The 13,044-nt window shown below is 54.3% G+C and carries 11 protein-coding genes; all 11 read right to left on the reverse strand.

What is annotated here, in order from left to right; all coding sequences use genetic code 11:
- Positions 1 to 81 precede the first annotated feature (81 nt).
- The 11 genes from HMPREF9166_RS01125 to argC all read right to left on the reverse strand — a co-directional run bounded on the left by HMPREF9166_RS01125 (position 82) and on the right by argC (position 12,897).
- A complete protein-coding gene (locus HMPREF9166_RS01125) occupies positions 82 to 795 on the reverse strand; it encodes an HAD family hydrolase (protein WP_009442197.1) in 714 nt (237 codons plus the stop codon).
- A gap of 134 nt (positions 796 to 929) precedes the next feature.
- Entirely contained in the window at positions 930 to 1,877 is a 948-nt protein-coding gene (locus HMPREF9166_RS01130) for a transketolase family protein (RefSeq protein ID WP_009442198.1), read from the reverse strand.
- Positions 1,874 to 2,725 carry a transketolase gene (locus HMPREF9166_RS01135; RefSeq protein ID WP_039980794.1) on the reverse strand — a complete coding sequence of 284 codons (852 nt, stop codon included), beginning with the start codon at positions 2,723 to 2,725 and terminating at the stop codon, positions 1,874 to 1,876. Before HMPREF9166_RS01135 ends, HMPREF9166_RS01130 begins: the two co-directional genes overlap by 4 nt.
- Positions 2,726 to 2,871: 146 nt before the next feature.
- Complete coding sequence (locus tag HMPREF9166_RS01140; RefSeq protein WP_006689607.1) at positions 2,872 to 4,575, reverse strand: ribonuclease J; 1,704 nt, start codon at positions 4,573 to 4,575, stop codon at positions 2,872 to 2,874.
- A gap of 294 nt (positions 4,576 to 4,869) precedes the next feature.
- A complete protein-coding gene (argH, locus tag HMPREF9166_RS01145) occupies positions 4,870 to 6,297 on the reverse strand; it encodes an argininosuccinate lyase (protein ID WP_009442200.1) in 1,428 nt (475 codons plus the stop codon).
- Complete coding sequence (locus tag HMPREF9166_RS01150; protein ID WP_009442201.1) at positions 6,297 to 7,508, reverse strand: argininosuccinate synthase; 1,212 nt, start codon at positions 7,506 to 7,508, stop codon at positions 6,297 to 6,299. The genes argH and HMPREF9166_RS01150 overlap by 1 nt, the downstream gene beginning before the upstream one ends.
- A gap of 14 nt (positions 7,509 to 7,522) precedes the next feature.
- On the reverse strand, positions 7,523 to 8,458 hold the full coding sequence (gene argF / locus HMPREF9166_RS01155; protein ID WP_009442202.1) for an ornithine carbamoyltransferase: 936 nt from the start codon (positions 8,456 to 8,458) through the stop codon (positions 7,523 to 7,525).
- Positions 8,459 to 8,519: 61 nt separating this feature from the next.
- On the reverse strand, positions 8,520 to 9,725 hold the full coding sequence (locus tag HMPREF9166_RS01160; RefSeq protein WP_009442203.1) for an acetylornithine transaminase: 1,206 nt from the start codon (positions 9,723 to 9,725) through the stop codon (positions 8,520 to 8,522).
- 9 nt (positions 9,726 to 9,734) lie between these two features.
- Positions 9,735 to 10,619, reverse strand: a complete 885-nt coding sequence (argB, locus tag HMPREF9166_RS01165) for an acetylglutamate kinase (protein ID WP_039980798.1) — start codon at positions 10,617 to 10,619, stop codon at positions 9,735 to 9,737.
- Positions 10,620 to 10,629: 10 nt separating this feature from the next.
- Positions 10,630 to 11,841, reverse strand: coding sequence for a bifunctional glutamate N-acetyltransferase/amino-acid acetyltransferase ArgJ (argJ, locus tag HMPREF9166_RS01170; RefSeq protein WP_039980800.1), 1,212 nt, complete (start codon positions 11,839 to 11,841; stop codon positions 10,630 to 10,632).
- A 21-nt stretch (positions 11,842 to 11,862) separates the two neighbouring features.
- A complete protein-coding gene (argC, locus tag HMPREF9166_RS01175) occupies positions 11,863 to 12,897 on the reverse strand; it encodes an N-acetyl-gamma-glutamyl-phosphate reductase (RefSeq protein ID WP_009442206.1) in 1,035 nt (344 codons plus the stop codon).
- Between the last annotated feature and the right edge of the window lie 147 nt (positions 12,898 to 13,044).

A 13,044-nucleotide genomic window follows, 5' to 3' on the forward strand; every position in this document is an offset into this window, starting at 1 on the left:
GTACAAAATAGCTCATCCATAAGGATGAGCTATTTTTATGTTATTTCAGGTTTCAGGAATCACTGATAAATGCTGTTCAAATCATCCGCGCACGGCTTTCACAACGACCGAAAGCAATTTATCCTCGGACGAAACCTCGGTGAATGACAGACCCGCAGCATCCGTCGGCACGGCACGATCACGACGATTGTACCAAACAGCACTCCAGCCTGCCTCTATCGCACCTTTCACATCCATCTCAAACGCATCACCGACATAGAGAAGCCCTGCTTTATCCAGATCCATACGTTCCTCCATCAGTTGGAAAATGCGGGGGTCTGGTTTACGAAACTTGTGGTCACCTGATACGATCATCGTCTCTTCCGGTATCCATTTTGAGAGACCGAGGGAGGCTATCTTTTTTCTCTGATGTGCAGATTCGCCATTGGTAATCACACCGAGTTTGGCGCGCGGACGAAGCTCGTTGAACATACGGATCATCATCGGCGAGAGCCGAATCTGATACTGGAGCCCCATATAGACGCGCTGAAAGGCCAACGCCTGCGCATCCGTCGTCTGAACGTCAGCTTCTTCTAGCGTTTTTTGGATGCGATAAATATAGAATTGCTCCATACTGATTTTCCCTGTTTGTGACTCCTCAAACCGCTCATCGCTATGGCGGCGAAAGGATAGAAAGAGAGATGGCAAGTCGAACTCACTGCGCTCTCCATAGAGTCTTCGTAATGCAGCATAGAATGGCTGAGCCATATCATACAGCGTGTCATCAACGTCAAACACTACGCCCTGTATTCTCATAACATCCTCATTTCATATAACTCTTATGACTCTTATTCCTATTATAAGGGAAAAAGGAATATCGCGCAATCTAGGAAAGCACGGATAAAACAAAAGATGTTCTCCAATGAAAGAGAACATCTTCTGCATGGATATTATTTTTCCGCCAGCGTGCGTGCCGCCTCGGCAATATGGTCTGCAGTCAGACCAAACTCCTTCAGGAGCTCGGCCGCAGGGCCAGAGTGTCCGAACGCATCATTGACACCGACACGGCGGACAGGAACGGGGCATCCTTCCGCAAGCGTAGCGCAGACCGCTTCGCCAAGTCCGCCGATGATGTTATGTTCCTCTACCGTGACAATCTTCCCGCATTCACGCGCTGCACGGAGAACGATCTCTGTATCGAGCGGCTTGATCGTCGCCATGTTGATCACACGTATGCTGATGCCCTCGGCCGCAAGACGTTTTCCTGCCTCGATCGCCTCCGGCACGAGAATCCCCGTGGCAATGACCGCGATATCCGTGCCATCCTGCAGCACCTCTCCCTTGCCAACAACAAAAGGAAAATCCTCTGCATGGTAGACCGGCGTTGCTGCACGGCCAAAGCGGATGTAGACAGGACCATCCATCTCGTAGGCAGCATGCAGCATTTTGCGCGCCTCCACATCATCCGAAGGGCACATGACCGTCATGCCGGGGATCGTACGCATGAGAGCAAAATCCTCACAGCACTGATGCGACGCACCATCCTCCCCGACGGAGATGCCGCCGTGCGTCGCACAGATCTTGACGTTCAGATGAGGATATCCGATCGTATTGCGCACCTGCTCATAGGCACGCCCCGCCGCAAACATGGCAAACGTCGAGACGAACGGCACGAGCCCCATCGTCGACAGACCTGCGCCGACATCCACCAGATTGCACTCTGCAATGCCGCAATTGAAGTGACGATCGGGGAATGCCTTCTTAAAGATTGCCGTCTTGGTTGCACCGGCAAGATCCGCATCCAGCACAACGACGTTATCGTGTTCTTTTCCTAATTCCACCAATCCATTGCCGTAGCTCTCACGGGTTGCGATTTTCTTTACCTCTGCCATGCTCATGCCTCCTCGATGCTCTTTCGAACCGCAGCCAAGTCCTCCAACCCCTGGGCAAGCTCGGCATCGTTAGGAGCTTTGCCATGCCAGCCGACCTGATTCTCCATAAAGGAGACATCCTTGCCCTTGACCGTCTTCATCAGAATCACCGTTGGTTTCTTGCTGCCCTTATTCGCATGGAACGTGCGGAATGCCGACGCAAGAGCAGTGAAATCATGCCCGTCAATCCACTGAACGGCACAGCCGAACGCCTCGAATTTCTTATCCACAGGAGCACTATTCATGACATCTGCTGTTTTGCCGTCGATCTGAAGCCCGTTGACATCCACCGCAATGCAGAGATTGTCGAGACCATAGTGCGCGGCGAACATCGTCGCCTCCCAGATCTGTCCTTCGGCAAGCTCGCCATCACCGAGCAGTGTGTAGACGTTGATGTCCTTTCCAAGATACTTCGCGCCCTTTGCCATGCCCGCAGCCGTCGAAAGCCCCTGACCAAGCGAGCCTGTAGACATATCGATGCCGGGCGTGAGGTTCATATTCGGATGCCCCTGCAGACGCGATCCAATATGACGGAGGGTCAGCAGTTCCTCCACGGGGAAAAATCCGCAGTTCGCCAGTGTCGCATAGAGCCCCGGTGCAACGTGCCCCTTGGAAAGAACAAAGCGGTCGCGGTTCGGATCACGCGGATTTTTCGGATCGACACGAATTTCCTTATTGTAGAGATAGGTGAAATAGTCCGCTGACGAGAGTGATCCGCCCGGATGCCCGCTTTTCGCCGCATGCGTGCCGCGCAGAATCCCTTCGCGCACCTTCACTGCAAAGAGCTGCAGCTCTTTCTGTTCAGCCGCTGTCATAAAACTCCTCCTCATCCACTTCAAAAACTATCACAAAACATGCTTATTCTATCTCTTTTTCTGCGCGACTTCAAGTTATCTGTGCAGCAATATCATCAATATTTTCCAACGAAAACACCGCTCCGATTTGGAGCGGCGTACATAGATCAAACTTCCATAATGATTGGAAGGATCATTGGGCGGCGGCGTGTCTTGTCGAACAGATAGCGGCTGAGCGCATCGCGCACATTCGACTTGATCGCCGACCACTCACGCACATTCTCGTCCTCACAGCGGTCGAGTGCCTGCTGAACGCGGGCACGCGCCTCATCCATCAGTGCCTCCGATTCACGTACGTAGACAAAGCCGCGTGAGACGATATCAGGTCCTGAGACAACGCGGTTGCTCTGGCGGCTCATCGCGACAACAATGATGAGGATTCCGTCCTGTGAAAGCTGACGACGATCACGCAGAACGATATTGCCAACATCACCAACACCAAGCCCATCCACCATGACCATGCCCGACTGCACGCGTCCAACGACCTGTCCCTTTTCCTTCGTGAACTCAAGCACCTGTCCGTTCTCACTGATAAAGATATTTTCCTTCGGCATCCCGAGCTCACGGGCAAGCCCCGCGTGCTGAACGAGGTGATGATATTCGCCATGTACGGGCATGAAAAATTTCGGACGCACAAGATTGTGCATCAGCTTCAGTTCCTCGCGGCTTCCATGTCCCGAAACGTGGATCCCCTTATCGCGCCCGTAAATGACATTGGCACCGAGCTTCATCAGATTATCCACCGTCTTGGATACCAGCTTCTCGTTCCCCGGGATCGGCGTCGCCGAAATGATGACCGTATCGCCCGGTACAATCGTGATTTTACGATGATCGGATGCAGCCATGCGTGAGAGTGCGGACATCGGCTCGCCCTGGCTGCCCGTTGTCACGATGACGATCTGCTCCGCACGATAGTTATTGATCTCATCGATGCCGATAATCGTCCCCTCAGGCGCAGTCAGATAGCCGAGCTCAAGTGAGATGCCGACAACATTCTCCATGCTGCGGCCAAGAACGGCAACGCGCCGCTTGTACTTGACCGCCGTATCAATGACCTGCTGAATGCGGTGCACATTCGAAGAGAACGTGGCGACAATAATGCGCCCACGCACATTGTGAAATGCCTTGTCAAATGCCGCACCTACTGTCCGTTCGCTCGCCGTATGTCCCTCACGCTCGGCGTTCGTACTGTCAGCGAGCAGGAGCAGAACTCCCTTGTTGCCAAGATCGGAAAAGCGGCGGAAATCCGTCATCTGCCCATCTACCGGCGTATAGTCGAGCTTGAAGTCGCCCGTATGGACGATCATTCCTACAGGGGTCTTGATCGAAAGTCCGACCGCATCGGGGATGGAGTGATTCACTCGAATAAACCCGACGCTGAAGCACCCGATATTGATGATGTCACCAGCCATAACGGAGTGCAGATTCGTCGAGTCCACCCCGTTCTCCTTCAGACGTCCCTCCAGTATGCCTAGCGTCAGACGCGTACCGTACACAGGACACGGAATCTGCTTCATCACATACGGGAGAGCACCGATATGATCCTCATGTCCGTGCGTCAGCACGATTGCTTTGACCATATCACGGTTCTCGATGAGATAGGTAATATCCGGGATAACAAGATCAATCCCCAGCATATCCTCCTCCGGGAACATCAGCCCAGAGTCTACCACGAGGATTTCATCATCCACGCGGATGACCGTCATATTCTTTCCGATCTCACCCAAGCCGCCCAGCGGGATGACTTGTACCTTCTGTCCGCCTTTTCCATGATTGCCATTACGATTGAACGACAAAAAACACACCTCCATAAATCCTTCGGGAAAATTCCCTTCTATATTTTCTCAGTCTTTCGATCATGAAATCAGAATTCATCCGCACGAAAACACAGCGACCACACGTCCTATACGCCTGTCGCTATACGGAAAAGAGCCATTTTCGATGTCATTGCCATGAAAATACGTCCGCACAGCAAATACGAAAATCGCAAAAAAATAATCCGATCCAGTCACTTGGTGCTATTGTACCATCTGTACAGTGACAATGCAAATAAAATTTAAGGACTTGCTGATAAAAAAACAATCAGCAAGTCCTTCTCATTGAAATTACGACAATATATTCTGTTTTTCCGTCAGTACGGAGACGATGCGCTTCTCCTCCGTCATGAGATTTTTCGCAGCCTCAAGCTGCATTTCTGCCTGCTCGTACGATGTACCGCCGTAAGAGTTGCGGCAGGAAACGCAAGTCTCAGGAGAAATGGCATCATAGATATCCTCCGCAAAGAGCGGCGAGAGCTGCTGATAGTCTGCGATCGGCAGATCCGCGAGATAGATTCCGCGTGCGATGCACTGTGCCACTGCCTGCCCCGCAGCGGCATGTGCCTTGCGGAACGGCAGTCCCTTGCGCACGAGATAGTCCGCGAGATCCGTGGCATTCGAGTAATCCGCTTCGACGGCATGACGCATGACGTCCTCACGCAGTTTCATGCCCCGTATCAGCTGTGCATATACCGCAAGGCTGAATTTCACCGTGTCGATGGCGTCAAACAGCCCCTCCTTATCCTCCTGCAAGTCTTTGTTGTAGGCAAGGGGAAGCCCCTTGACCGCCATGAGCATCGCCATGAGATGCCCAACAACACGTCCAGTCTTCCCGCGCACGAGCTCGGAGACATCAGGATTTTTCTTCTGCGGCATCATCGACGAGCCCGTACAGTGCGCGTCGTCCAATTCGACAAACGAGAACTCACGTGAGCACCAGAGAATGATCTCCTCTGAGAGGCGGGAAAGGTGCACCATGAGAATTGATGCGGCAGAGAGGAACTCGAGGATATAGTCACGATCGCTGACGGCATCCAGACTATTCGTGTAGATGCGCTCGAAGTGCAGCCGCTGTGCCACGAACTGCCGATCTATCGGCAGTGTCGTCCCCGCAAGTGCTCCGGCACCGAGCGGCATGATATCCGTACGCGCATATACACCCTGAAACCGCTCAAAATCGCGCGCGAGCATTCCAAAATACGCCATGAGATGGTGGGAAAAGAGGATGGGCTGCGCACGCTGGAGATGCGTATAGCCCGGCATAATCACATCCCGATGCTGTGCAGCGGACTCTGTGAGGGCCTGCTGCAGCGCGCGAATGTGTGCCATCACGTCCACGACGGCATGGCGTACAAAGAGATGCGTATCGAGAGCCACCTGATCGTTGCGGCTGCGTGCTGTGTGCAGGCGGCTGCCCGCATCGCCGATTGCGTCCGTGAGACGCTTTTCGATATTCATGTGAATATCTTCAAGTGCCACACTGAAATCAAAATCTCCGTGCTCGATCTGGGCAAGGATGTCCTTCAGCCCCTTCTCGATTGCCGCATGATCCTCCTCCGAGAGGATGCCGACCTTGGCGAGCATGGCGGCATGGGCAAGTGATCCCGCGATATCCTCGCGATACATACGGCGGTCAAATCCGATGGATGCCTGAAACTCATTGATCATCTCATCGGTCGTCTTGGAGAAGCGGCCGCCCCAGAGCTTTTCGCTCATTATTTCTGCCCCTCCTGCATGAGTGCACGCACCTTGAGCGGCAGGCCGAAGAGGTTGATAAAGCCCGTTGCATCCGCCTGATCGTAAACATCGTCATGTTCGAAGGTGACGAACTCCTGACTGTAGAGGGAATAGGGGGACTTCGCACCGGCAGAGATGATGTTGCCCTTGTAGAGCTTCAGGCGTACCTCACCCGTCACGGTCTCCTGCGTGCTGTCCACGAAGGCAGCGAGTGCCTCGCGCAGCTGACAGAACCACATGCCGTCATAGACCAGCTCACCGTAACGGATGGCAAGTCCCTCCTTGTAGTGGAAGGTAGAGCGGTCGAGGCAGAGGTATTCCAGCTCACGATGCGCATAGTAGAGAATCGATCCACCCGGGTTCTCATAGACACCGCGCGACTTCATGCCGACGAGACGGTTCTCGCAGATATCGACGATGCCGACACCATTGCGTGCACCGACCTCATTGAGTTTCGTCAGCAATTCGACTGCGCCCATCTTCTCACCGTTGACAGCGACGGGGATTCCCTTCTCAAAGGAAATGGAGACATACTCCGGCGCATCCGGTGCATCCTCAGGTGCACAGGAGATGAGGAACATGGAATTCTTCGGCTCGTTCGCGGGATCCTCGAGGTCTGAGCCCTCATGTGAGAGATGCCAAATGTTGCGGTCCATGCTGTATGTCTTATTCTCCGTCGCAACGGGGATTCCGTGCTTCTTCGCATAGGCGATCTCTGCCGTGCGCGAGTCAAGATCCCATTCACGCCACGGTGCGATGATCTGGAGATTGGGCGCAAGCGCCTTGACCGTCAGCTCAAAACGCACCTGATCGTTCCCCTTTCCTGTTGCGCCATGAGCAATGGCATCCGCCCCCTCGCGCTTCGCGATGTCAACGAGCGCCTTGGCAATCACAGGGCGGGCAAACGAAGTGCCAAGCAGATATTTGCCCTCGTAGACCGCACCTGCCTTCAGTGTCGGCCAGACATACTCCTCAAGGAACTCCTTCGTAAGATCGACGATGAACACCTTCGATGCACCAGAGGCGAGTGCTTTGTCGTGAACAACACTCAGCTCATCGCCCTGTCCAACATCGGCACAGGCAGCGATAACCTCACAGCCATCGTAGTGCTCTTTCAGCCAAGGAATGATCACCGACGTATCCAGTCCGCCGGAATAGGCAAGAACGACTTTTTTGATCTGTTTAGCCATAATAAAACAACTCCTTAATTTCCCATGGTGAGTGCCATGATTGCCTTCTGAACATGCAGACGGTTTTCCGCCTCGTCAAAGATCACATCGGCAAATTCCTCAAAGACATCCTCCACGATCTCCTCTCCCCGGTAGGCGGGCAGGCAGTGCATGACGATGCAGCGCGCATTGCCTGACTCGGCAACGAGCTCCCAATTCACCTGATAGGGACGGAAGACCGCCGTGCGTGCGTCGTGCTCCGCCTCCTGTCCCATGCTCGCCCACGTGTCCGTGACGATGACATCTGCGTCCGCAGCTGCTTCCATCGGATTGTGCGTGATCGTGACGGTCGCGCCCGTCGCTGCCGCATCAGCCTTGGCATTTGCTACAACTTCGGCATTCGGTTCATATCCCTCGGGGGTCGCTGCCGCGAAGTTCATGCCGACCTTTGCCGCCGCATACATGAGCGAGTGCGTCATATTATTGCCGTCGCCGACGTATGCCATCTTCAGCCCCGTGAGATTCTTGCCCTTATACTCACGGATCGTGAGAAGATCGGTGAGCGCCTGGCACGGATGCAGGAGGTCACTGAGCGCATTGATAACGGGCACATCCGCCCACTCCGCAAGCTCCTCGATACGGTCATGTCCATACGTACGGATCATAATTCCGTCAAGGTAGCGTGAGAGCACGCGCGCCGTATCCTTGATCGGCTCACCGCGCCCGAGCTGCAGATCACGGCTACTGAGGAACAGTGCCTGGCCGCCAAGCTGATACATCCCCACCTCGAAGGACACGCGCGTCCGCGTTGAGGACTTCTCAAAGATCATGCCGAGCGACTTGCCCTCCAGAAGGCGGTGCGGTATCCCCGCCTTCTGCTTTTCCTTGAGCTCTTGCGCGAGGGAGAGAATCTCCTCGACCTCATCTCGACTGAGTTCATGAATGGACAATAAGTCCTTCCCTTTCAGCATATAACCCCTCCCATTTCTGTATTATATCGTATTACAGCATCGCCGTAAAGAAAACAGCACATCACGCATAGTGCGAGATCACATCATCAAGAACACTGACGACCTCGTCGATCTGCGGCTCGGTGATGATGATCGGCGGCAGGAAACGCAGCACCTTCCCCACCGTACAATTGATGATGATTCCCTTTTCAAGACACACATTCACAATATCACGTCCATGTGCATCCGATGCGAGTTCCGCGCCAAGTATCAGCCCCGTGCCGCGCACGTCGACGATGAAAGCCGGATACTTCTTCTGCAGCTCTACGAGCTTCTGCTTGAAGTACGCGCCGAGTACCGCGACACGTGCCAAGAACTCCTTTTTCGGGACTGTATCGAGGACAACGTTCGCCGCCGCACAGGCAAGGGGGTTGCCGCCAAATGTCGTGCCGTGATCCCCTGCATGGAACGCAGCTGCGACTTCATTCGTGACAGCAAAGGCACCGATCGGCACGCCGCCAGCAAGACCTTTTGCAAGCGTCACAATATCGGGCTTTATGCCGTATTTCTCATAGGCGAAGAACGTCCCCGCGCGCCCGATGCCCGCCTGAATCTCATCGAGGATGAGGAGCGCACCATGCTGGTCGCAGAGGGCACGAACTTTTTTCAAATAGTTGTCCTCCGGCGGATAGACGCCACCCTCCCCCTGAATCGTCTCGAGCATGACCGCTGCCGTCTTATCGCTGATCTTCGTCTTGAGATCTGCAATATCATTGTAGCGGATATAGTCAAAGCCTGCCGGTAGTGGCCCAAGACCCTCGTGATACTTCGGCTGCCCCGTCGCGGTCAGTGTCGCAAGCGTACGACCATGAAAACTGTCCCACGCCGTGAGAATCTGCGATTTCCCGGGATGGATTTGGCAGGCGTACTTACGTGCAATCTTTATTGCCCCCTCATTTGCCTCTGCTCCCGAGTTGCAGAAGAATACTTTGCCGAGCCCGCTGAGTGCCGTGAGTTTTGCCGCTGCGTCCGCCTGCGGCTTCGTGTAGTAAAGGTTCGAGGCATGGATGATCTTTGCCGCCTGCGATGCAATTGCCTCGACAAGCGGCGGATAATGATGCCCGAGAACATTGACAGCGATGCCGCCGAGAAAGTCAAGATACTTTCTGCCCGCAACATCCCAAACATAAACGCCCTCACCATGATCGAGCACGATTTTATAGCGATTGAATACGGGGAGATAGTCTTTCTCATCGATTTCAAAAATTTTCTTCTCTGCTTCGCTCATATATACTCCCTATCGTACAACCTGTGTACCAACACCAGTCGACGTAAAAATCTCAAGGATAATGGCGTGCGGCAGACGTCCATCGATAATGTGCGCCTTTGCCGCGCCGCGCTCCAGTGCCGTCAGACACGCCTCTACCTTGGGAATCATCCCGCCCGAGATGATGCCGTCGCGGATGTAGTCGCGCGCCTCCTGCAGATGGATGGTCGAGAGAAACGAACTCTTGTCGTTAAAATCTTTATAGATGCCCTCGATGTCCGTCAGGAGAAGCAGCTTCTCCGCCGCAAGGGCCCCTGCGATCTCCGCCGCAACGTAGTCGGCGTTGATGTTGTAGCTCTCGCCGTCCATCCCTACGCCGATTGGCGCAATAACCGGCACATAGCCGTGATCCAGCAGATCTTCAATTACAGAGACGTCGATTGTTTCCACTGCGCCCACGAAGCCAATGTCCACCTCATGCACCGTATCGTTCTTGTATACGGTCGCCATCTTCTTGCGCGCACGGATCAGCCCTGCATCCTTTCCCGAGAGGCCGACGGCACGAACGCCGCGCTGGTTCAGGAGATTGACAATCTCCGAGTTGATCTTGCCGTCGAGCACCATCTCGGCGATCTCAACGGTCTCCTCATCCGTCACGCGGAGCCCGGCGACGAAAGAGGACTCCTTTCCGACCTTTTCCAAAAAGCCCGTGATCTCCGGTCCCCCGCCATGGATGATGACAGGACGGATGCCGACATACTTCATCAGTGCCACGTCGCGCATGACGTTTTCCTTCAGCACATCGCTCACCATCGCGTTGCCGCCGTACTTTATGACGACCGTCGTGCCCGAGAACTCCTGGATGTACGGGAGGGCATCAACCAAGATCTCTGCCTTGTCCTTATCGCTATACATAGCCCTCACCTCAGGTATGATACTCGCCATTGATCTTGACGTACTCATAGGAGAAATCACAGGTCCAGACAGTTGCTTCCTGTGCGCCCATCCCCATGTCGATGTCAATCACAATATCATGTTCGCCCATGACCTTCTTGAGCGCTGCCTCATCGTAGTCTGCACCGACACCGTGCGCGTAGACGGGGATGCCGCCGAACTTCACAACGGTTGTCTCGGGATTCATCGGAACACCTGCATAGCCGACCGCACAGATCACGCGACCCCAGTTCGGATCCTCACCGAAGAACGCCGTCTTGACGAGCGGACTCTTTGCCACGCTCATCGCAATTGTCTTGGCATCGGCAAAGCTCTTCGTCCCCGCCACATGAACCGTCAGGAACTTCGTTGCACCTTCACCGTCGGAGGCGATGCGCTGTGAAAGACCTTTGCAGATCTCTGCGAGCGTTGCCTTGAATGTCTCGTAGTCCGCCCCCTCTGCCGTGATCTTCGCATTTCCTGCCGCACCGTTGGCGAGCACAACGGCCATATCGTTCGTGCTCATATCGCCATCAATCGAAATCATGTTGAACGAAATTTCAACGACCTCGGAGAGTGCCTTTTGGAGAAGCTTGCCGTCAATCGCTGCATCTGTCGTGATGAAGGCGAGCATCGTCGCCATATTCGGCTGAATCATCCCCGAGCCCTTTGCGATTGCACCAAACCGTACCTGCTTGCCGCCGAGTGTCACCTCCGTGGCACACGACTTGGAGTAGGTATCCGTCGTGATAATGGCGTTGCCCGCACTGGCACTGCCGTCCGTCGAAAGTGCGGCAACTGCGGCTTTCAGTCCCGCCTCCATCTTGTCCATCGGAAGATTTATGCCAATCACACCCGTTGAGGCGACGAGAACGTCCTCCGGCGTGCAGCCGAGTGCTGCCGCCGTGATCTCCTGCATCGCGCGCGCATCCTTTTCCCCTTGTGCACCGGTGCAGGCATTCGCACAGCCTGCATTTGCTGCAATCGCATGCGCTGCCCCCGTAGCAACGACCTTCTTCGAGGCGAATACCGGTGCAGCGGCAACGGCATTCTGCGTAAATACACCTGCAACAGCCGCCTCCCGCTCTGTATAGATCACAGCAACATCGAGATTGCCGCTCTTCTTGATGCCCGCCTTTACCCCCGCTGCCTTAAATCCCTGCGGGAATGTAACCCCGGCTTTTGCATTCTGCTCGCTGAACATATCAATATCCTCCATTCCCGTTTATGGATACATCGGCACAAGGTCGAGTCCTGTGCGCTCATCCAAATCAAGCGCGATGTTCATGTTCTGAATCGCCTGCCCTGCCGCTCCCTTGACGAGATTGTCAATCGCGGAAAAAACAATAACACGATGCGTACGCGGATCAATATGCCATGCGATATCGCAGTAATTTGTTCCGCGCACATACTTCGTCGATGGATACGCGCCACGCCCAAGCAGACGGATGAAAAACTCATCTGCATACTGAGCCGCAAACGCCGCGTCGACATCCTCTTCCGTTACGCCATCCGCAAGGCGTGCATAGCACGTGGCAAGGATACCGCGTGCTATCGGGGCAAGATGTGGCGTAAAGTTAATCGTAACCGGCTCACCTGCCTGCTCGGAGAGCGCTTGCTCGATTTCTGGGGTGTGTCGATGACTGACTGCGCCATACGCCGTGAAGCTGTCATAGAACTCCGGGAAATGCGTGCTCTCCTTCGGTGTACGCCCTGCGCCGGAGACACCGGAAACCGCATCGACGAGAATTGAATCCATCTGTACGAGATGCTCCTGCACGAGCGGGGTCAGTGCGAGAATGCCTGCCGTCGTATAGCAGCCTGCATTGCCGATGAGATGCGCCCCACGGATTGCATCGCGGTACAGCTCGGCGAGTCCATAGACCCGCTCTGCCTCCGGATCCGTGTGCGGGACATGATACCATGCCTCATAGACCGATGTGTCGGCAAAGCGATAATCTGCCCCGAGATCAATGATACGCACCGGCAGATCAGCAATCGCCTTGACCAATTTCATTGCATGTCCATGCGGAAGTGCGATAAAGAGAACATCGCTGTCCTCTGCCATACGGTGGATATCCTCCATCGAGTCTAGTATATTGTCATAAATATGCGTTAAATGTGGATAAAGTTTCGATATTCGCTCGCCCGTATGGCGCTCCGATGTCAGATGTACAATCTCGGCATGCGGGTGGCCATGAAGAAGTCGGATGAGTTCTTCCCCTGCATAGCCAGATGCACCGATGATACTGACCTTCATGACTGTTCCTCCATCTCCCTAAAAAGATGTTTATGATTATACATCCTTTATGCATATTCTTGCAAGTATTTTTTTAAATATTATGCCCCCACTTCCTCTATTGCATGGAGTGGGGGCATATACTACGGGAATCACTGATAAATTCGC

The organism is Selenomonas sp. oral taxon 149 str. 67H29BP (assembly GCF_000146365.1).
Classification (GTDB): Bacteria; Bacillota; Negativicutes; order Selenomonadales; family Selenomonadaceae; genus Centipeda; species Centipeda felix.

Bases quoted from the DNA above. Each gene is read 5' to 3' on its own strand.
- HMPREF9166_RS01125 (WP_009442197.1), bottom strand. From the start codon at position 795: ATGAGAATACAGGGCGTAGTGTTTGACGTTGATGACACGCTGTATGAT.
- HMPREF9166_RS01130 (WP_009442198.1), bottom strand. From the start codon at position 1,877: ATGAGCATGGCAGAGGTAAAGAAAATCGCAACCCGTGAGAGCTACGGC.
- HMPREF9166_RS01135 (WP_039980794.1), bottom strand. From the start codon at position 2,725: ATGACAGCGGCTGAACAGAAAGAGCTGCAGCTCTTTGCAGTGAAGGTG.
- HMPREF9166_RS01140 (WP_006689607.1), bottom strand. From the start codon at position 4,575: ATGGAGGTGTGTTTTTTGTCGTTCAATCGTAATGGCAATCATGGAAAA.
- argH (WP_009442200.1), bottom strand. From the start codon at position 6,297: ATGAGCGAAAAGCTCTGGGGCGGCCGCTTCTCCAAGACGACCGATGAG.
- HMPREF9166_RS01150 (WP_009442201.1), bottom strand. From the start codon at position 7,508: ATGGCTAAACAGATCAAAAAAGTCGTTCTTGCCTATTCCGGCGGACTG.
- argF (WP_009442202.1), bottom strand. From the start codon at position 8,458: ATGCTGAAAGGGAAGGACTTATTGTCCATTCATGAACTCAGTCGAGAT.
- HMPREF9166_RS01160 (WP_009442203.1), bottom strand. From the start codon at position 9,725: ATGAGCGAAGCAGAGAAGAAAATTTTTGAAATCGATGAGAAAGACTAT.
- argB (WP_039980798.1), bottom strand. From the start codon at position 10,619: ATGTATAGCGATAAGGACAAGGCAGAGATCTTGGTTGATGCCCTCCCG.
- argJ (WP_039980800.1), bottom strand. From the start codon at position 11,841: ATGTTCAGCGAGCAGAATGCAAAAGCCGGGGTTACATTCCCGCAGGGA.
- argC (WP_009442206.1), bottom strand. From the start codon at position 12,897: ATGAAGGTCAGTATCATCGGTGCATCTGGCTATGCAGGGGAAGAACTC.